20 protein-coding genes are annotated in these 18,396 nt (G+C 62.4%); 2 read left to right on the top strand and 18 right to left on the bottom strand.

The genetic code is table 11. The annotated features are described in order from the left end of the window. Positions 1-36 precede the first annotated feature (36 nt). From uvrB to HMPREF0762_RS03865, 4 genes are all read right to left on the bottom strand, one after another. Positions 37-2,196, bottom strand: a complete 2,160-nt coding sequence (gene uvrB, locus HMPREF0762_RS03850) for an excinuclease ABC subunit UvrB (RefSeq protein ID WP_006362136.1) — start codon at positions 2,194-2,196, stop codon at positions 37-39. 59 nt (positions 2,197-2,255) lie between these two features. Continuing rightward, a complete protein-coding gene (gene coaE, locus HMPREF0762_RS03855; RefSeq protein ID WP_006362137.1) occupies positions 2,256-2,900 on the bottom strand; it encodes a dephospho-CoA kinase in 645 nt (214 codons plus the stop codon). 164 nt (positions 2,901-3,064) lie between these two features. Next, positions 3,065-4,264 carry a 30S ribosomal protein S1 gene (gene rpsA / locus HMPREF0762_RS03860; protein WP_006362138.1) on the bottom strand — a complete coding sequence of 400 codons (1,200 nt, stop codon included), beginning with the start codon at positions 4,262-4,264 and terminating at the stop codon, positions 3,065-3,067. 479 nt (positions 4,265-4,743) lie between these two features. Then, on the bottom strand, positions 4,744-5,208 hold the full coding sequence (locus tag HMPREF0762_RS03865) for a 2-thiouracil desulfurase family protein (RefSeq protein ID WP_084779347.1): 465 nt from the start codon (positions 5,206-5,208) through the stop codon (positions 4,744-4,746). A gap of 202 nt (positions 5,209-5,410) precedes the next feature. Here HMPREF0762_RS03865 and HMPREF0762_RS03870 point away from each other — a divergent pair, with 202 nt between their 5' ends. Then, positions 5,411-6,205 (top strand): mechanosensitive ion channel family protein, encoded by a 795-nt coding sequence (locus tag HMPREF0762_RS03870; RefSeq protein WP_006362142.1) that lies wholly within the window; start codon positions 5,411-5,413, stop codon positions 6,203-6,205. A gap of 135 nt (positions 6,206-6,340) precedes the next feature. Beyond that, positions 6,341-7,534 (top strand): dicarboxylate/amino acid:cation symporter, encoded by a 1,194-nt coding sequence (locus HMPREF0762_RS03875; protein ID WP_006362143.1) that lies wholly within the window; start codon positions 6,341-6,343, stop codon positions 7,532-7,534. Positions 7,535-7,578: 44 nt separating this feature from the next. Here the strand turns inward: HMPREF0762_RS03875 and HMPREF0762_RS03880 are convergent, their stop codons facing one another. The 14 genes from HMPREF0762_RS03880 to HMPREF0762_RS03950 form a co-directional block, all read right to left on the bottom strand. Then, complete coding sequence (locus tag HMPREF0762_RS03880; RefSeq protein WP_006362144.1) at positions 7,579-7,983, bottom strand: Fur family transcriptional regulator; 405 nt, start codon at positions 7,981-7,983, stop codon at positions 7,579-7,581. Further along, entirely contained in the window at positions 7,973-9,178 is a 1,206-nt protein-coding gene (locus tag HMPREF0762_RS03885) for a DUF1385 domain-containing protein (protein WP_006362145.1), read from the bottom strand. The genes HMPREF0762_RS03880 and HMPREF0762_RS03885 overlap by 11 nt, the downstream gene beginning before the upstream one ends. 3 nt (positions 9,179-9,181) lie before the next feature. Next, complete coding sequence (gene thyX, locus HMPREF0762_RS03890) at positions 9,182-9,862, bottom strand: FAD-dependent thymidylate synthase (RefSeq protein WP_009077393.1); 681 nt, start codon at positions 9,860-9,862, stop codon at positions 9,182-9,184. Positions 9,863-9,976: 114 nt separating this feature from the next. Next, positions 9,977-10,405, bottom strand: a complete 429-nt coding sequence (locus tag HMPREF0762_RS03895; protein ID WP_006362147.1) for a metal-dependent transcriptional regulator — start codon at positions 10,403-10,405, stop codon at positions 9,977-9,979. Between the two features lie 305 nt (positions 10,406-10,710). Next, complete coding sequence (locus tag HMPREF0762_RS03900; RefSeq protein ID WP_006362149.1) at positions 10,711-10,911, bottom strand: hypothetical protein; 201 nt, start codon at positions 10,909-10,911, stop codon at positions 10,711-10,713. 101 nt (positions 10,912-11,012) lie between these two features. After that, complete coding sequence (gene feoB / locus HMPREF0762_RS03905; protein WP_040618998.1) at positions 11,013-13,295, bottom strand: ferrous iron transporter B; 2,283 nt, start codon at positions 13,293-13,295, stop codon at positions 11,013-11,015. 118 nt (positions 13,296-13,413) lie between these two features. Beyond that, positions 13,414-13,656 (bottom strand): FeoA family protein, encoded by a 243-nt coding sequence (locus HMPREF0762_RS03910; RefSeq protein WP_006362151.1) that lies wholly within the window; start codon positions 13,654-13,656, stop codon positions 13,414-13,416. A gap of 86 nt (positions 13,657-13,742) precedes the next feature. Continuing rightward, entirely contained in the window at positions 13,743-14,018 is a 276-nt protein-coding gene (locus tag HMPREF0762_RS03915) for a FeoA family protein (RefSeq protein ID WP_006362152.1), read from the bottom strand. A gap of 652 nt (positions 14,019-14,670) precedes the next feature. Further along, positions 14,671-15,015, bottom strand: coding sequence for a DUF192 domain-containing protein (locus HMPREF0762_RS03925; protein ID WP_006362155.1), 345 nt, complete (start codon positions 15,013-15,015; stop codon positions 14,671-14,673). Then, a complete protein-coding gene (locus HMPREF0762_RS03930) occupies positions 15,012-15,431 on the bottom strand; it encodes a hypothetical protein (protein WP_006362156.1) in 420 nt (139 codons plus the stop codon). Before HMPREF0762_RS03930 ends, HMPREF0762_RS03925 begins: the two co-directional genes overlap by 4 nt. Then, on the bottom strand, positions 15,428-17,272 hold the full coding sequence (locus tag HMPREF0762_RS03935) for a hypothetical protein (RefSeq protein WP_006362157.1): 1,845 nt from the start codon (positions 17,270-17,272) through the stop codon (positions 15,428-15,430). Before HMPREF0762_RS03935 ends, HMPREF0762_RS03930 begins: the two co-directional genes overlap by 4 nt. A 47-nt stretch (positions 17,273-17,319) precedes the next feature. Further along, positions 17,320-17,838 (bottom strand): TadE family protein, encoded by a 519-nt coding sequence (locus HMPREF0762_RS03940; RefSeq protein WP_006362158.1) that lies wholly within the window; start codon positions 17,836-17,838, stop codon positions 17,320-17,322. Beyond that, a complete protein-coding gene (locus HMPREF0762_RS03945) occupies positions 17,822-18,085 on the bottom strand; it encodes a hypothetical protein (protein WP_006362159.1) in 264 nt (87 codons plus the stop codon). Before HMPREF0762_RS03945 ends, HMPREF0762_RS03940 begins: the two co-directional genes overlap by 17 nt. Then, the gene (locus tag HMPREF0762_RS03950) at positions 18,082-18,369 is read right to left on the bottom strand and encodes a class III signal peptide-containing protein (protein ID WP_245935490.1); all 288 of its coding nucleotides are present in this window, start codon (positions 18,367-18,369) and stop codon (positions 18,082-18,084) included. The genes HMPREF0762_RS03945 and HMPREF0762_RS03950 overlap by 4 nt, the downstream gene beginning before the upstream one ends. Between the last annotated feature and the right edge of the window lie 27 nt (positions 18,370-18,396).

Below are 18,396 nucleotides of genomic sequence, written 5' to 3' on the forward strand. Positions count from 1 at the left end.
ATGCATGCGGGGCCGTCTTCGCATGCAAAGGACGTCTTATGACCTGCGGCTCGAACCGTAAGCCGCGTTCTTGCGGTTTCCGAACGCGCTTCCTTTGCGCGCCGTCTTCTTCAGATCGGCAAGCACATCGCGCTCGTCCGTCCCCTCCATCTGCGCGCGAAGCTTCACCACCTGGTCGCGCAGACGCGCGGCCTCTTCGAAGTCCATCGATTCGGATGCTGAGGCCATCTCCTCCTCCATGCCTGCAATGATGCGCATCACTTCCCCGCGCGAAAGCTCCGCAAGCACCTTGTTCACGTCTTCGGCCGTACCGACCTCGTTGTTGTCGCCATCCGTGATGAATCCCATGACGTCGTTGATGGCCTTGCGGATGGTCTTCGGCTCGATGCCATGCTCTTCGTTGTAAGCCATCTGGATGGCGCGGCGGCGGCGCGTCTCGGTGATCGCGAGATCCATGGAATCGGTGATCTTGTCGGCGTACATGATCACCTTGCCCGACACGTTGCGCGCGGCGCGGCCGATCGTCTGGATCAGGCTGCGATGATTGCGCAGGAAGCCTTCTTTATCGGCATCGAGGATTGCGACGAGCGTGACCTCCGGCAGGTCGAGCCCCTCGCGCAGCAGGTTGATGCCGACGAGCACGTCGAATTCACCTGTACGCAGGTCGCGAAGGATTTCCACGCGCTCGAGCGTACCGATGTCGCTGTGCATGTATCGCGATCGGATCCCTTGATCAAGAAGATGATCGGTCAGATCTTCGGCCATTTTCTTCGTAAGCGTCGTGATAAGCACGCGTTCATGGGCGTCCGAGCGTGCGCGCGCCTCGTCGATGATGTCGTCGATCTGGCTGGCTATCGGGCGTACCTCGATTTCGGGATCGAGGAGCCCCGTCGGACGGATGATCTGCTCGACGCGCCGCTCGCTCACACGGTTCTCGTAATCGCCCGGAGTCGCCGACACGTAGATGAACTGAGGAACGCGCTCCTCGAACTCGTCGAAGCGCAGCGGGCGGTTGTCAAGGCAGCTCGGAAGGCGGAACCCATGCTCGGCGAGCGTGACCTTCCTGCTACGGTCACCCTCGTGCATACCTCTGATCTGCGGAACCGTCACATGGCTCTCGTCGATGATGCAGAGGAAGTCGTCCGGGAAATAATCGATGAGCGTATACGGCGGCTCGCCGGGGCTGCGGCCGTCGAGATGGCGCGAATAGTTCTCGATGCCGGAGCAGAAGCCCATGGTTTCGAGCATCTCGAGATCGTAGTTGGTGCGCATCTCGAGCCGCTGCGCCTCGAGGAGCTTGCCTTCGGCGCGCAGCTGCTCAAGGCGCCCGCGCAGCTCCTCCTGGATCGTGCCGATCGCCTTCCGCATCTTGGGACGCGCCGTGACATAGTGCGATGCGGGCCAGATAGGAATGGCCTCGAAGCTCATCAGCACCTCGCCCGTGAGATTGTCGATCTCCTGGATGGATTCGATCTCGTCGCCCCAGAACTCGATGCGCAACGGATTGTCGGCATACGGAGGGAAGACGTCGAGCGCATCTCCGCGCACGCGGAAGGTGCCGCGTGACAGCTCGTAATCGTTGCGATCGTATTGGATGTCGATGAGCTGATGGATCACGTCGTCACGCTCGGCAGGCTTCTGCCGGTCGACGAACACGGCCATGCCGGCGTAGTCCATCGGACTTCCGATGCCGTAGATGCAGCTCACGGAGGCGACGACGATAACATCGCGACGGCTGAGCAGGCTTGAGGTCGCGGCATGGCGCAGCTTCTCGACCTCTTCGTTGATGGAGGCGTCCTTCTCGATGAACGTGTCGGTCTGAGGCACGTAGGCTTCCGGCTGATAGTAGTCGTAATAGCTGACGAAATAGACGACCGCGTTATGGGGGAAGAACTCCTTGAGCTCGGCAGCGAGCTGGGCGGCGAGCGTCTTGTTCGGCGCCATGACGAGCGTGGGCTTCTGCACGGCCTCGATGGTCTTCGCCATCGTGAACGTCTTGCCCGACCCTGTCACGCCGAGAAGCGTCTGATAGCGCAGACCGCGCTCGACGCCTTCGGCGAGCGACGCGATGGCCTGAGGCTGATCACCCGACGGTTCGTAGGGGGACACAACCTTGAACGGTTCGCTCGATAGGCGCACCTCGGGAAGCTTGCCTTCCATGACGGCGCCTTCGATGTTCTTGAGATGGCTGGACATGCGCGAACTCCTCCGTCGTGCGTCTGCCCGCCTGCACGGTGCAGGCGGGGACGTTTCGGCTATCGTACGTCTGATGGAGATGCGCGGCGCGCACCAGGGGGAAAACCCGTCAGGACATCGACGAGACGGCGGACCTGCTTCTCGACGTCCTCGATGCGGCCGTCGTTCACGATCGCATAATCGGCCCATGCACGCAGCGTGGCCTCGTCCGGCTGGCGCGATGCCCGTGCACGGGCATCCTCTTCGCGTTGCCGGCCGCGCGCGACGACGCGGGCGATGCGGGTCTCGAGAGGGGCCACGACGGCGACGACGGCATCGGACCAGGGGTACCGTTCATGCGTGGCTTCCCCTGCGCTCACCTCGACCGCGACGAGAGGATGCGTAAGCGCAAGCGCCTCGGAACGTGCACGGGCAGCCTCGATGATGGCGGGATGCGTTATCCCGTTGAGCGTCTCGGTTCCTTCGGGCGTCGAGAACGCCGCACGCGCAAGCGCGGCAGCATCGACGCGTCCGTCGGAATCGACGACGTCCGGACCGAACGCATGCGCCAGGGCGGACGCGACGTCAGGATCGCGCAGGACGTCGCGCCCGATGGCGTCCAGATCGATGACCGCCGCTCCATAGTCGGACATGAGGCGCGCAACCAGGCTTTTTCCGGAACCGATCCCGCCTGCCACTATGACGATGGGCGCGCGTCCGCTCATGCGCCGACTCCTTTCGATGCGCCGTGCATCTCTTCCTCGGTACGCGATACTACCTCATCTACGCATACGAAGAACCCGACGCCCATGATGCACGGACGCCGGGTTCTTCAAGACCGGACCGCCTTGCTTGATGAGACGGTCCGGTCGATGGGTGCGAGGGGTGCTTACTCCGCAGCGGCTTCGGACTCTTCGTCCTTGCGGTCCTTCTTGCGGGGCTGGCGAGGCTCGGCCTGGACGGTCTCGTCGATTTCGATTTCGATGCCCAGCTCTTCGGCGGCGGCCTTCATCGACAGGGAGATGCGGCGACGGTCGGGGTTGACCTCCATGACCTTCACCTTGACCTCCTGGCCGACCTTGACGACCTGAGCCGGGGTCTCGATGCGGCGAGGAGCCATCTCGGAGATGTGGACCAGGCCTTCGACATTGCTGCCGAGTTCGACGAATGCTCCGAACGGAACGATCTTGGTGACCTTGCCGTCGATGACGGAGCCGACCGGATAGGACTCGACGAGCTTGATCCACGGATCAGGCGTGGTCTGCTTGAGGCCGAGGGAGATGCGCTCGCGGCTCAGATCGACGTCCAGAACCTCGACCTCCACTTCCTGGCCGACCTTGACGACCTCGGAGGGATGGTTGACGTGGTTCCAGGAAAGCTCGGAGATGTGGACCAGGCCGTCGATGCCGCCGAGATCCACGAATGCGCCGAAGTCGACGATCGAGGAGACGGTGCCCTTGAGGCGCATGCCCTTGGTGAGCTTGCTGAGGATTTCGGCGCGCTCGTTCTTGCGGCCCTCTTCGAGGAGGACGCGGCGGGAGAGCACGACGTTGTTGCGGTTGCGGTCCATCTCGATGACGCGGGCCTCGAGCTCGGTGCCGAGATACATGTCGAGATCCTTGACGCGACGCAGGTCGACGAGGGATGCAGGCAAAAAGCCGCGCAGTCCGATGTCGATGATCAGGCCGCCCTTGACGACTTCGATGACTTCGCCGGTGACGGCTTCGCCGGCCTTGAACTTCTCTTCGACGCTGATCCAGGCGCGTTCGTACTCGGCGCGCTTCTTGGACAGGATGAGACGGCCTTCCTTGTCTTCCTTCTGGAGGACGAGGGCCTCGATCTCGTCGCCGAGGGCGACGATCTCGGAGGGATCGGCATCCTTGCGGATGGAGAGCTCGCGGGAAGGAATGACGCCTTCGCTCTTGAACCCGATGTCGAGCAGAACCTCGTCATGCTCGATCTGCACGACGGTGCCCTTGACCAGATCGCCTTCGTCGAAGTCGGTCAGGGTGCCATCGATCATCGCGTTCATCTGCTCGTCGCTGATGTCCTCGAAATCGATGACGGACGTGTTCTTGATGTCGGTCAAAACGGACCCCTTTCAAGCACAGGGACCCTTCGCCATGGTGGTTGAATACAACATGTCTCGGGGGCCTACAGTTGCGGTTCCCGCGTGCTTTTGCATGCGGGGCCTGCCATCTCTCAGACAAGCCGTTGCATTGTACCATAGCCCCCATGCGCTCCCACCCTCGAAGAGACCTTCCCCAAACCCTCCGAAATTCCTGCTGAAACCCTGCTTTCTACCGCCGCGCATGCGCAAGGCATCGGACATCGCCGTATGGAATCGCCTGCGTCATCCGCCTGAGGGCGCGCGCAGCCTGAACCGAACACGCGCACGGTGGCGGGCGCCGAGAGGCATCCGCCGCTCCGAGCAGCATATCCGCGCGCAGTCGAGGCGGCTCTCGCGCATACTCGCCGACGGCTGCACGTCGCAGGCGTATCCGGCGTAATCCGCGCGCAGCCGGGCCGGTCATGGTCGCAGGCTCGGTCCCGATGCTCGCTCGAAACCTATCCGCGCGCAGTCGAGGCGGCTTCGATCAGCATGCGCGCCTTCGTATCCGGAAAGACCTCGATCCCCGCCTTCTTGAAGAGCGCGGCCGTTATGCCGTCGCCGGCGACGAGCCGGCCCGAGAAGGTCCCGTCGTAGACGCTCCCGCATCCGCACGACGGGCTCTTGCCTTTGAGAAGGGCATGCGTGCAGCCGGCATCGAGCGCATACGCAAGGCAGGACCCGGCCCCGCGGACGAACGCGTCGGTCACATCCTCGCCCGCGCACGACATGACCCGTCCGCCGCTGATTTCAGCGGGGTCACGCGGCACGGGCAGCCCGCCTGCCGTCTCGGGGCAGAAGGGCACCAGGTCGAACGCGGCCTCGAGCTGCGCGAGGCAATCCAGGCGATGGTGGCCTCCCCGATACGTGCACGGCTCCCCCATCAGGCAGGCGCTGATGGCAAGCTTCGGTTTCGGCGGCACGGCGGCTCCTTAAGGATCGATGGCGGTCCGTTCGCCCCTATCTTACGCGAACCTTGCCAATCGCTGATTCGACCGAGCGATTCCGACATGATATGTTGGCACGGCCCGACGGCGCGAATACGGCGAAGCGCGCTTCCCCTACGGCGCCGGGCCGCATCTCGCCCATCTCTCCGCCCACGGGCGGCTTTTCGGAAGGCAGGCCATGACCCAGTTCCTCGCGACATTAGGCATCTCGTCGGAAAGCGAGTTCGCACGCGACCTTCTCATGGCCGTCGTCATCGTCATCGTCACGGCGGCGCTCGCCCACGTCGCCGCCAAGGCTCTGCGCCACCTGTTGGACAAAGACGCGACGCCCCTGCCGTCCACAAGCCTCATCGTCAATGTCGTGCGCGGTGCCATCTGGGCTATCGGCATCAGCGTGATGCTCGATGCCTGCTTCGACGTGAACGTGAACGCGCTCGTGACCGCCCTAGGCGTCGGAGGCGTCGCCCTATCGCTCGGGCTGAAGGACACGCTCTCCAACTTCATCGGCGGCCTTCAGATGACGCTCATGGGCATCGTCGTGCCGGGCGACCACATCGAAGTCGGCGGAGATGCCGGCGTGGTGCAGGACGTGAACTGGCGCCATACCACCATTTCGAACCGTCTCGGCGAAACGGTGGTCATACCGAACTCGGTCATCGCGACGACCGCCCTCGTCCAGCTCCCCCCGGCGGAACGCGTCTCGGTGCCCTTCGCCGTGACGGGCGACGCGCATGATATGCGTGCCGTGAAGCGGGACATCGAAGCATCCGCCAAACAGGCCGCCGAATCCGTATGCCCCATCACGGAGGGGCCTCATGCCTCCTTCTCCGAAATCACCGAATACGGATTCAAGGGCAAGCTCGCCCTGAGCATCGACGACCCTGCGCATGCGAACGACGTCATCGACGCTGTGATCACGGCCATCGCGCCCATGACGCGCCGCGAGACGCATGCGGGCGAAGGCGCCGAGTAGCGTCTCTGCCGCAGCAGCCCCGCCATCCTCCTCCGCTCGTCGCGCTCTCGAACGTTCCTGCCGATGAAACTGGTACATTTATGCACCGATCCGCGGGCCGCAGGGAGACGGCACGCCCGTCACGGAAAGCATGCCATGAAGAAGATAGTCACGAGCCTGCCCTTCATCCTTCTCGTATCCGTCGTCGTCGGCATCGTCCTCGGGCTCGTCTCGAACGAATCCGTCATGAACGTCGTGGTCACCGTCAAATACGTGCTGAGCCAGATCATCATGTTCTGCGTGCCGCTCATCATCATCGGATTCATCGCGCCGTCCATCACCAAGCTCGGCTCGAACGTTTCGCGCGTCTTAGGGGTCGCCGTCGTCATCGCCTACCTATCGTCCATCGGCGCCGCGCTCTTCTCGACCGTCGCCGGATACGCGATCATCCCCCACCTCTCCATCGCCACGACGGTCGACGGCCTCAAGGAGCTTCCGAACGTCGTCTTCCAGCTCGATATTCCTCAGATCATGCCGGTCATGAGCGCGCTCGTGCTGGCCATCCTGCTCGGCTTGGCCACCGTCTGGACGCGCGGCGAGACCATGGCGAAGCTGCTCGACGAATTCCAGAAGATCGTGCTCGCCATCGTGACGAAGATCGTCATCCCGCTGCTGCCCGTCTTCATCGCCTCGACGTTCTGGTGCCTGTCGTACGAAGGAACCATCACCAAGCAGCTGCCTGTCTTCCTCGCGGTCATTCTCATCGTCATCGTCGGGCACTACCTCTGGCTTGCGCTGATCTACGGTGTGGCCGGCGCGTATTCGGGCAAGAACCCGCTGAACGTGCTGAGGCGGTACGGACCCGCGTACCTGACGGCCATCGGCACGATGTCTTCCGCCGCGACGCTCGCCGTGTCGCTCCAGTGCGCCGAGAAGGCCGAGCCGCTGCGCAAGGACATGGTGCGCTTCGGCATTCCCCTGTTCGCGAACATCCACCTGTGCGGCTCCGTCCTGACCGAGGTGTTCTTCTGCATGACCATCTCCCAGATGCTCTACGGATTCATCCCGAACATCGCGACGATGGTGCTCTTCTGCCTTCTGCTCGGAATCTTCGCCCTCGGGGCGCCCGGCGTTCCCGGCGGCACGGTCATGGCATCCTTGGGCTTGGTTGCAGGCGTGCTCGGATTCGATGCGACCGGCACGGCGCTGATCCTCACCATCTTCGCGCTGCAGGACAGCTTCGGAACCGCCTGCAACGTGACGGGCGACGGCGCGCTCACGCTGTTTTTGAGCGGATATGCCGACAAGAAGGGCATCGCCGAGGTCACCGAGTCGGGAAATATCTTCTAAGTGCGAACCCGTGCGGCCGAGCGCATGCGCCGGGTACCCGCATCCTAGAGCGAATTCGATTCTTGGCCTCGGCATTCGTCGCAGATGCCCGAGAATACGACCGTGAACGAATCGATGTCCATCGGCGCGTCGCCGCGAACGAGGGATGGAATCGAGATGCCGTCGTTCAATTCCACGTCGACCACCTTCCCGCAGCGCACGCAGATTCCATGCCCGTGCGCATCGAGGCGCCAGTCGAAGCGATCCGCGGCATCGGGCACGCTGATCCGCTGGATACGCCCTGCATCGGCGAGAACGTTCAGGTTGCGATAGACGGTCGCGCGGGAGATGGACGGGTGCTTCCCGCGCACGGTCTCGAAGACGTCGATGGCGGTCGGATGGTCGTTCGATGCGCGAACGGCCTCGAGAACGAGCGAACGCTGAACGGTTTGACGGGTATCAGGACGCATGGGCCGCGCCTTCCTCCCGTTCCTCGCGTTCGAGCACGAGTCGCATGGCCGCGATGGCGCATTCGATCTGACCGTCGTCAGGTTCGTTCGTCGTCAGATACTGCATCTGCATGCCGGGCCATAAGATGACTTTGACCAGCGGATTATCGGGATGGCTGCCCGCCCACTTCACCGTGATCTCGTAGCTTAGGCCCGCGATGAGGGGCATGAGCAGGATCCGCACGACGATGACCAGCGCAAGCTTCGGAGCGCCGTCGGGAACGCCCCAGGCGGAGATGAGCGCGTTCAAGGGCGTGAGGGTATACACGATGATCGCGATGATCATGACCATGATGAGGAACGCGGTGCCGCATCGCACGTGCAGTCGCGGAAACGACCGCGCGTTCTCGGCGGTCAGCGGAAGCCCGTGTTCGAAGCAGTGGATGGTCTTGTGCTCGGCGCCGTGATAGCCGAACATGTCGCGGACGTCCTTCATATGGCCGATGAGCCAGATATAGAACACGAAGATGGCGACGCGTACGATGCCGTCGACGATATTCCATGCGAACGTATGCGCATCGTACTCGCCGACGATGGCGTTCGCGAGGAACGCAGGCAGCACGACGAAGAGCACGACGCCCAGTATAAGGCCGATGACCAGGGAGATGGTGACTTCTTTGCCGCCGAAGCCGCCGTCGCCCGAACGCTTTCCGGCCTTCGTGGACGGAGTCTCTTTCGAGGCTGCGAGCACGCCACAGGCATCGGACGTGCCGGAGGCGTCGGGGACATCCGCGCAAGGCGTCGTCGACGGGGATGCCGGCATATCGGCAAGAGCCGCGTCGCCGGCGCCGGCGCACGCGATGGAAGCGGGTGTCGACAAGGAGGATGGTTCCCCGTCGGCATCTTCGGTGAATTCCGCGAAGGCATGCTCCGCCGCGATGCCCGAGGCCTTGTAGCTGAGCGCGAGGCTTTCGACGAACGCACGGCATCCGCGCACGACGGGCCAATGCATCCAGGAGTTCCTGCGACGGCCGCTTGCAAGGTCATGTTCCTCGGTATAGATGGAACCATCGGACTCGCGCACGGCCACGGACCAGTTGTATTTCCCGCGCATCATGATGCCGCCCAGCAGGGCTTGCCCGCCCACATGCGTCTTCAGCGGACCGTCTTCGGCGAAGGCCCTGTTCAAATCGCTTTCGATGCGGGCTTTCGGCATAGGTTACGGCCTCACGATCTTAGGATACGGGTTCTTGCAGGTCATCTTCCCCTCGTGGCAGCCCTCGCGCACGCACGACGGACCCGCGTCCATGAAGATGAACGGTGCGGTCGGACGCGCGAGCTCGAGCATCTTCCATGCGAGCTCGCGAATTTCCCATTGCGCGCGATTGCAGCAGCGCAGCGAGAAGAAATTGAGCAGAGAGCGAACGTTCATCGTGATGACGATCTTGGATTCCGTCGCATTCGGAAGCAGGTAGCGCGCATCTTCTGCGGGGACGCCCGCAGCGAGGAGCTTCTCGTAGGCCTGCACGGCCGCATCGACGGCCGCATCGAAGACGCGCGAGAGCTCAGGGTCGGACGATACGGAATCGGGCGTCACGTATGGGACGCCTTCTTTGAACTTGACGTAGCGCTGCGACTGCTGATTGAAGCTTGCGATGCGATGACGCACCAGCTGGTGCGTCAAGGCGCGCGAGACGCCTTCGACCGCGAACGTATAGCTCGCATGTTCGAGCGTCGAATGGTGGCCGCTTTTCAGAATCGTTGAAAGCACGCTGGTCACACGCTCTGCAGGCATGGTCTCCATCAGCTCGGCAGCACCGACGGGCGCATAGCACAGGCGTGCGGCCGTGGCGATGGCGCGCTCGGGTTCGGGCGTATGGTACAGCAGCTCTACGTGCATGGGACGGCCATCCTTCTGTGCCTGGGAAGCGAGCGGAATGCATGCCACGATACAAGAAGGCGGCACCTGAAAGATGCCGCCCATAAGTAATTCGGAAAAACCGCAATGGAAGCGTCAGTTCTTCGATTCAAGCCCTTCGAAGAACGCTTCCCATTTCGCGAACGAATCGCGGCTGATGGTGTGTTCCATCTGGCATGCCTCGTAGTTCGCAAGCTCCGGTTCGATACCGAGCGTCTCGTTCAGGAACTTATAGAGCTTGTTATGCTTGCGCCAGATGTACGAGCCGTATTCCTCGCCCTCTTCGGTAAGCGTGACGTCACCGTAGTACGGCTGTTCCACATAGCTTTTCGCCTTGAGGGTCGTGAGGGCCTTGGAAACCGACGCCTTGGAGACGTCGAGCTTGTTGGCAAGGTCGACCGCGCGGATGGGCTTGCGCTCCGGCCCCGCAAGATCGACGATGGCTTCGAGGTAGTCTTCGAGCGAATGGCTCAGGACCTCGTCTTCGCGAGACTCGAGCATTGTTTCGGTGGGAGCGTTCGTCATGTCAGACCCTTCCTGCGTCCACGCATGCCTGCTTCACGCGAAATACGCGACTGCAAGGCCCCGTGGAGGCTCGGCGGCTCTCAGGTTCGAACCCTCGAGGCGCATCGGTGATACTGCACGATGGTGATACTGCTTGCATTCTAGCAAGAAATCCTTCCGCCAAGCTCCGCGTTTGCGAATGCCGGACGGAAGAATACATTCTTCGAACGGAACATGCGGCCGAGGATTTCGACCCGTCATGACGCAACGACTCGAAGGCCCCTCCTGCACGCACGACGGGATCTCCGTCCCATTAAGCATTCCTGTCAAGAATGCGACTCAAGGTTGCGGCGGACGTCTTCCATCATCTTCTCCGCCGCGCTGCATTCCCCGGTGTATTCGGCGTTGCAATCCTGATGGCCGCACTTATCCTTATACCCGCACGTGCCCTTCTTCCGATAGTACCTGATAGACAGGGTCACAAGGCCGATGAGCACGAGCAGGATGATGAATGTCGAGAAGTTCATGACCTCATCCTCCTTTCACAGGATCGTTCGTTTTCTCATCGCATAACGTACATCGGGCCCCGAACGCATGCGTCCAGGACCCGATAGAAGCAACGGAATCGCTACGCGTTCTCTACGACCGCTTCATCCTTCTTGTCCTCGAAATGAGGCATGGGACGGAAGAGCTGGAAGAGGATGCCTGCGAGGGCGATGACGGCGATGACGGTGCCGATGCCGAAGCCCTGGCCCGAGAGCAGCATGCCGAGCTGGTAGATGATCAGACCGACGACATACGCGAACCCGGTCATATACCCGATCGCGATCCACGTCCACTTGGCATTGCCCATCTGGCGCCAAATGGTGCCGATGGCGGCGAAGCACGGCGCGCACAGCAGGTTGAACGCGCAGAACGCCATGATCGCGGGGGCTGATCCGCCGAACATGGCGGCGAAGGACGACCACAGCGACGGGTCGGTCTCGCCGACCTCGGATCCGAGACTCGTGAGAATGCCCATCGTGGCGACGACGTTCTCCTTGGCGACGAGTCCGGTGACGGTCGTGACGGTAGCCTGCCAGTCGCCGAAGCCGAGCGGGATGAAGATCCAGGCAAGACCCTTGCCCAGGTACGCCATCAGGCTGGAATCCATCTGGGTTTCCTGATCGATGAGGCCGAACGATCCCTCGCCGAACCCGAAGTTGAGCAGGAACCAAATGACGATCGTGGACAGGAAGATGATGGTACCGGCTTTGATGCAGTAGCTCTTGATGCGATCCCACGAAGACTGCAGGACGAAACGCACCGTGGGAACGTGGTACTGGGGAAGCTCCATGACGAACGGCGTTGCCTCGCCGGCGAACAGGCGCGTCTTGCGCAGCATGATGCCGGAGACGATGATCGCCGTGACGCCCATGAAGTAGAACAGCGGAGCGACCCACCAGACCGTGCTGTCCTCGGCGCCGGCAAGGGCACCGAAGACCAGAGCGATGATCGGCAGCTTGGCCGAGCACGGAATCATGGTCGTGGTCATGATCGTCATATGACGATCCTTCTCGCTCTCGATCGTTTGAGTGGACATGACGGCGGGCACGCCGCAGCCGGAGGCGATGAGCATGGGGATGAAGCTCTTGCCCGACAGACCGAACTTGCGGAAGATGCGGTCCATGACGAACGCGACGCGCGACATGTAGCCGCATCCTTCGAGGAACGCCAGGAAGAGGAAGAGCACGAGCATCTGCGGGATGAAGCCGAGAACGGCGCCGACGCCCGCGATGATGCCGTCGATGATCAGCGACTGGAGCCAAGGAGCGGCGTCGACCGATTCAAGGGCGCCGGTCACCACGGTGGGGATGCCGTTGACCCAGGTTCCGAATTCGGACGGATCGGGAGCTTCCGCGCCCGCCTCTTCGGCGGCCGCCGTCGCCTCTTCGAAGCCGTCGCCTCCGGAAATGAAGAACCCATCGCCGAACAGGCTGTCGTTGACCCAGTCGGTCGCACCCGTGCCGACCGTGGAGATGGAGACGTAGTAGACGATGAACATGACCAGGATGAAGATCGGCAGGCCGAGCCAACGGCTCGTGACGATGCGGTCGATCTTCTGCGTGGCGGTCAGGGTCTTGCCGGAGCGCTTGACGGTCTCATCGACGATATGCGCGATGGCGTCGTAGCGTTCTGACGTGACGATGGACTCCGCGTCGTCGTCGAACTGGCTCTCAAGGCCTTCTCGAACGGCCTTGGCCTTCGCGAGGACGTCCTTGCCCGGCTTGAGCGTCGCGATGGCGCGCTCCTCATGCTCGAAGAGCTTGATGGCGTACCAGCGACGGAGGTAATCCGGCGTGGCGGTCAGGGTCTTCTCGATTTCGGCGAGCGCGTCTTCGACGGCGGCGTCGAACCTGAAGGCGGGTTTGGCGGCCACGCCGGCGTTCGCCGCCTTGATCGCCTCGTCGAGAAGCTCGTCGAGGCCCTTGTTATGCAGGGCGCTCGTCGTGACGACGGGGCACCCCAGCGTCTTCGAGAGCTTCGCCAGGTCGATCTTGTCGCCGTTCTTCTCGAGGAGGTCGGCCATGTTCAGCGCGACCACCACGGGAAGGCCGAGGTTGACGATCTGCGTGGTGAGATACAGGTTGCGCTCGAGGTTGGTCGCGTCGACCAGATTGACCACGCAGTCGGGACGTTCGTCGATGAGGTAATCGCGCGCGACGATCTCCTCGGGCGAGTACGGGGAGAGAGAGTAAATACCCGGCAAGTCCGTGATGGTCACGGTCTTGTCGCGTAGGTACTTTCCTTCTTTCTTCTCAACAGTGACCCCGGGCCAGTTGCCAACGTATTGGTTCGCGCCCGTGAGCTTGTTGAACATTGTGGTCTTGCCGCAATTGGGATTGCCTGCAAGAGCAATGCGGATAGCCATTTCATTCCTTCCTTACCTTATACGGTCAACTCTCGTTAACCCCGATGCCGTAAAAAACCGCTTGAAGCGGTCCTTGCCCATCGGCATCTTGTTTCACGGCCGACGTCGTTCGCCGCCGCTACGCGAGCGGCTCGACGACGACGTTCTGAGCCTCGTCCTTGCGAAGCGAGAGCTCGTAGCCGCGCACGGTGTATTCGACCGGATCGCCCATAGGAGCGACCTTGCGCACGAACACTTCCGCGCCCTTGGTGACGCCCATGTCCATGATGTGCTTCTTGACGGCGCCGGATCCCGTGATCTTCAGGACCTTGGCCTTGCCGCCGACGGGAATCTCCTTGAGCGTGACCTGTTTCGTCTCCATCGTTCTTCCCCCTTCCTTTTTCGATTGGATAGTGGCTATCGCAACGCCGCCCCCATTGCGGGAAGCGGCGTGCAATACGAGTTACGCTAGCCCACGATGATCTTGCGAGCCATGTTCTTATCGAGGCCGATGCTGGCGCCCTTCACCTGCACGATGATGTTGCCGGCATTCTGGGACGCGATCGTCACGGAAGCGCCCTCCACGAACCCCATGTTCTCAAGGTGGTGGTGGAGCTTCTCGTCCGCATGGATGCTCACGATGGTCGCGCTTTCGTTCACATGAAGAAACGAAAGCGGCATGCTCGGCATGCTGACGCCCGTCGATGCATTATGCGCGCCTGCGGAAAGAGCGGTATCTTCCATGCCTGCACCTCCTTCTCATCATCCTTCGCACGAATGCCGTGCGAAGTAAACTCGACAAACTAAGGCATTATAGTAATCCTCAACTAACTAAAAAGTAAACTACGGATATTTATTCCATACGGCTCGTCCCGAGATGCTCAAGAAGCCATGGGGCTGAGCGAGATCCTCACGACGAACGAAAGCTCTCCCGAAGCGGAACCGAGGTTCAACGACGATAGGGCGGGCGCGGCATGTTCCGGCCGCACATCCCCCTCCGGCGAACCCGGATCGCTCGGCGCATGAGATACCTGCCGAGAGGCGCTCCGTCGAAGCGCATGCGCCTCTTCGCCGCTTCCTGCTCCTGAGCCATCGACGCCCGATTCCACGGCACCGGCCTCGTCTCTCGTGAAATCATGCAGGCATCCGTAGCACCTATCCATGTCGTCGAAGCAACGCGAGCCGCATATAGGACACTCTTTCATTCATTTCTCCTTCATCGATATGGGATCTTGAAAAACGGCTCGCGAAGCGCGAAGCCTTTCCCCGCCTGCGATCGCACGTGAAGGCGCACGCTGCGCGCATGACGTCCTCGGCCTTGTCGAGGCGCCTGCCCCTCAGCTGCCATCGCGCTTGAAGACGCACGGTCGAAACGGGCGCGATCCGCCCGCCCCGATTACGGGGAATCGTCACCGGCCGCGCACGCGCAGCATCGGCCCTCGAAATCGCGAAATGCGCTCTGTCCCGGCAGGAACCAGGCCTTTTCCTCACGCGCGAATCGTTCGCATACGAATCGGGCGCCGCGCACCGCAAGACGCCGATTCGGCGGAACTCCTTGAAAGGAGGCGAGAGCCCTTCCTCGGGCGTCGAAGAATGCGACGTCTATCGAGGCGCGCATGCCGAACGTGTGGATGCTCCCGCACGGCACGAGCACGACCATCGCATTCCACGACTGATCGCGCGCGATCAGTCCGCGCAGGCGCGCGGTCCAGCGGAAAAGAACGACCGCATCCCCGATCACACGACCACCCCCTTTCTGTACGGGCTTACGACCAGGCTGCATTCGTGCGTGAGCATCGGCATCTCGATCCCGAAGATGCTTGTGGGAACATGAAGCCCCACCAAGGAAGGATCGAACGAGAACGTGGCCGTATACCGCATGTGGCCGAGCCCCGTGCGCGACCGATCGACCGAGATGCACGATCGATCGATGCCCGTCGCAGCCGCTATGCGATCCGCGATTTCAGCCGATGCCGCGGCGTCGTTCCCGTCGTCTGCCTCAAGCCGCATAGCGTTCCTCGCCGCACCGTCGAACGATGCGCAGAACCCCATGTAGGCGACGCTAAGGCAGGCGATTGCCGCGATCATCGCGATGACGGGAAACGCGACGGCGAACTCAACGGTCATCTGACCCGCTATGCGCTTCTCCGATCTCATGGCGCCACCTCCTTCACACGCATGATCGCTTCGGCCAAGGGACCGTCGACCCGGTCGAGCACATGCCTCGTATTGATGACCACCGGTTTCGGAGCCCCCGTGCTTGCAGGCTCGAGGCCGATATCCCGAATGCGCCTCGTCAGCTCATCGGAGGCCCAGGTTCCAAGTCCGCTCGGTCCGATGAGGGGAATGCCGTTCAAGATCGATTCGATTCCGGATGCGAGCGCGTCCACGCCTCCCCCGTACGCATCGATCATCACGCCCCAGATCCCCAAAGCCACGTCTCCTCCCGCTACGAGCTCGGAGTCGACTTCCTCGCGCGCTCCGTCGAGCAAGGACGCCATGACGTTCTCGGATGGATCTTCCACGCATGTGCTCGCCGAGATGGCCGTAAACGAGCCCAGATCGCCGGGCGCGGTGACGAACGCCGCCGGCGCTTCGGCGCTCGCATCGGCCGATACGGCGACGACGACGCCGAACCTGCCGGGAGGAAACGCCTCGATTCGATACGAAACGGCATCGGCAAGCGCCCGGCCCAGCGCGTCGAACGTATTCGTGACGAGATCCTTCGCCTCGTTCGTCTTCTCGACTGCGGCCTTCTTGGACGACTCGTATTCCTCTGCGGCATCCGCGACGATGCGATAGTGGTATTCGAAGCCATTATCGATCGAGGACGAAGCCGCCATGACCCTTCCCATGTACGACGCGTTCACGCCGCAATGCGGACATACCTCGAGCGTTCCCGCATCGATATGCGAGAGGGATCCCATGCCCGCCGAACCGGATTCCGCAAGAGACGGGCATCCCGACCAGGCGCAGAGGTATCGATGGGCACCGCCGCTCACTGGGAAGAGCGGGTCGGTGTACAGCGACGTGCGCTTCAACTCGTCGGCGTTCTTCGGCAGCAGCGGAAAATAGAGGTCGGGCTCCGACACGCCGTCGTCGTACGCCCTCCCGCGGGCGAGCTCGTCCATCGCGAAATCGTAGAACCTCTTGCGCAGCGCGCTGCGCACCTCTTCCTCCATGCTGGCCGAAGCAGGACGTTCCTGGTCGTAGCGGCATCGGTAATATGCGCGCGCACGTTCGAGGGCGACGGAGAACGTCCAGGTCGCACTCGATTCATACAAAGGATTGTCGATCGGCGAGATAGTCGACAGGGTTTCGGCCCTCTCGCGCATGCATGCGCCTGGGTACGCCCCGCAATCCGCCTCGAACCCGCGCTCGAGCGCTTCGTTCGCGCGCGTCGACGCTTCGTCCGCCTCTTTGGCCAGCCGCTCGGCTTCTTCGGCGTTCGATTCGGCCGTATCGGAGGCGTCTTTGAGAGAAGCAGGGTCGGGCACGTCTATAGCCTCGCCTTTCCAGGGCACGACCTCCACGTATCCCAACAGATGCAGATCGTCCGAAGCGTTTTCCAGAATGACCGCCTCGGCGGATGCGACGGCGAGGGCGGGCAGCGCGGCCTGGGCCGCGTTCAGGGATTCCGAGAAGCGTTTCGCAACCGCGGAACGCTTCTCTATGACCTTCGCTCCCGCTTCCACGAGCCGTTCCCCCAGAGGAGCGGCTGCAGGAACGCAGCAGCAGACGGTGCCGACTCCCAGCAGGACGATTCCCGTCAGGGACATGCTCAGCAACGTGGCATCCGCCACCTTGACGACTCTATCGAACTCGGCGACCTCGTTCTCCGCCGCCAACGCCGCGGCGTCGGCAATCGACTGGATGGAAGACGTGCGCGATTGCGCCTCGTACGCCCAGGCCGACATGCACACGAGCGAGCACGTGAGAAGAACGGCCAGCGCCGCGCCGACCGTCGTGTAGCCATCCTCCCTGAAAAACAGGCCCATCGCCCCTTTTACGCGGCATCCTGCGCGCCGCTGCTTCGACCGGTGCTTCACACCTTCTCCTCCCAACGCGCTACCCAGACCGACGGCGCAAGCCCCGACTCGACCTCGGCCAGCCATTCGTCTTTCGTCAATGAATCCTCGACGCTCACTTCGCAGCATCCGTCCGCATCCGCGAACCCGGCCGCACCGGCCGCGAAGCCCAGCAAGGGCAGGAGCTTCACGCGGTGCGCGATGCTCACATGCACGACGGAGGACGTCTCGTCCCCTTCGACCGCGATGTCCCACGGGCCTGCATGAAACGCCGGGACATCCGGCACTCCGGACAGCCGGTACGCTATGAAATCCTTCGCCCACGCCTCGTGGCCAGGTTCGAGGGTTTCGAGAACCCTGCACCCATCGGCTGCCGATGCCTGCATGGCGAGGCGTCCGAACAGGATGAACGAAGGTTGAAGGACAAGGAGGGCCGCAATGCAGAGCACCGGTATGAGAAGCGCCGCTTCAACGGTCGCCTGACCGAAGGCTCCGCCAGCAAGACAACGCAAACGCAGGTCAGAGCATCGCAGCATAGACAAGACCTCCTGGAATCCTGCTCATGAGGGATTCGACGATCCCTTGGGACAAACCCTCCCCTGAAGAGAATCTCCAGAAGACCCCGAGCGCGATGAAAATCGCCGTCGCGACGGAAAGGGCCACGGCGTATTCGACGGTGGATTGGCCCGCATCCCCGACACGTGCCCGCCTGAAAAAGCCCATCGGATTGCGCGGCAAGCCCGTCGCGAGCCGCCGGCGCGCATCCGCACCGCACCGCTTCATAGCCCGTTTATGCCGCTCGCGATTGCATCCCAAAGTTCCTGGATCTTGGGCTTGAACACCGTGATCGCGAGGATGGCGATCACCACCAGGACGCCCACGAGGATCGCGTATTCCGTCGTGCCCTGCCCTTTCCTGCACGCAAGCTTCGCCTTCGCCGACGCGTGGAGACTCTGGGCAATGCGGATCGCACGCGTGCGTACACGGGCGGGCGACGGCGCCGAAACGCAGGATGCTCCATCGCGCGAGGCGGCAGGAGAGAGATAAGAGAGCTGGTTCTCATACATGGGAAGATCCTTTCCTGAGAAATTCGT

It is taken from the genome of Slackia exigua ATCC 700122 (genome assembly GCF_000162875.1).
GTDB lineage: Bacteria > Actinomycetota > Coriobacteriia > Coriobacteriales > Eggerthellaceae > Slackia > Slackia exigua.

Excerpts from the sequence above, each read along its gene's own strand:
- HMPREF0762_RS03875 (WP_006362143.1), top strand. The coding sequence starts at position 6,341 with ATGAAGAAGATAGTCACGAGCCTGCCCTTCATCCTTCTCGTATCCGTC.
- HMPREF0762_RS03935 (WP_006362157.1), bottom strand. The coding sequence starts at position 17,272 with ATGGGCCTGTTTTTCAGGGAGGATGGCTACACGACGGTCGGCGCGGCG.
- HMPREF0762_RS03895 (WP_006362147.1), bottom strand. The coding sequence starts at position 10,405 with ATGACGAACGCTCCCACCGAAACAATGCTCGAGTCTCGCGAAGACGAG.
- HMPREF0762_RS03885 (WP_006362145.1), bottom strand. The coding sequence starts at position 9,178 with ATGCCGAAAGCCCGCATCGAAAGCGATTTGAACAGGGCCTTCGCCGAA.
- HMPREF0762_RS03910 (WP_006362151.1), bottom strand. The coding sequence starts at position 13,656 with ATGGAGACGAAACAGGTCACGCTCAAGGAGATTCCCGTCGGCGGCAAG.
- HMPREF0762_RS03945 (WP_006362159.1), bottom strand. The coding sequence starts at position 18,085 with ATGAAGCGGTGCGGTGCGGATGCGCGCCGGCGGCTCGCGACGGGCTTG.
- thyX (WP_009077393.1), bottom strand. The coding sequence starts at position 9,862 with ATGCACGTAGAGCTGCTGTACCATACGCCCGAACCCGAGCGCGCCATC.
- HMPREF0762_RS03870 (WP_006362142.1), top strand. The coding sequence starts at position 5,411 with ATGACCCAGTTCCTCGCGACATTAGGCATCTCGTCGGAAAGCGAGTTC.
- uvrB (WP_006362136.1), bottom strand. The coding sequence starts at position 2,196 with ATGTCCAGCCATCTCAAGAACATCGAAGGCGCCGTCATGGAAGGCAAG.
- HMPREF0762_RS03880 (WP_006362144.1), bottom strand. The coding sequence starts at position 7,983 with ATGCGTCCTGATACCCGTCAAACCGTTCAGCGTTCGCTCGTTCTCGAG.
- HMPREF0762_RS03900 (WP_006362149.1), bottom strand. The coding sequence starts at position 10,911 with ATGAACTTCTCGACATTCATCATCCTGCTCGTGCTCATCGGCCTTGTG.
- coaE (WP_006362137.1), bottom strand. The coding sequence starts at position 2,900 with ATGAGCGGACGCGCGCCCATCGTCATAGTGGCAGGCGGGATCGGTTCC.
- HMPREF0762_RS03950 (WP_245935490.1), bottom strand. The coding sequence starts at position 18,369 with ATGTATGAGAACCAGCTCTCTTATCTCTCTCCTGCCGCCTCGCGCGAT.
- HMPREF0762_RS03940 (WP_006362158.1), bottom strand. The coding sequence starts at position 17,838 with ATGCTGCGATGCTCTGACCTGCGTTTGCGTTGTCTTGCTGGCGGAGCC.
- HMPREF0762_RS03915 (WP_006362152.1), bottom strand. The coding sequence starts at position 14,018 with ATGGAAGATACCGCTCTTTCCGCAGGCGCGCATAATGCATCGACGGGC.
- HMPREF0762_RS03930 (WP_006362156.1), bottom strand. The coding sequence starts at position 15,431 with ATGAGATCGGAGAAGCGCATAGCGGGTCAGATGACCGTTGAGTTCGCC.
- feoB (WP_040618998.1), bottom strand. The coding sequence starts at position 13,295 with ATGGCTATCCGCATTGCTCTTGCAGGCAATCCCAATTGCGGCAAGACC.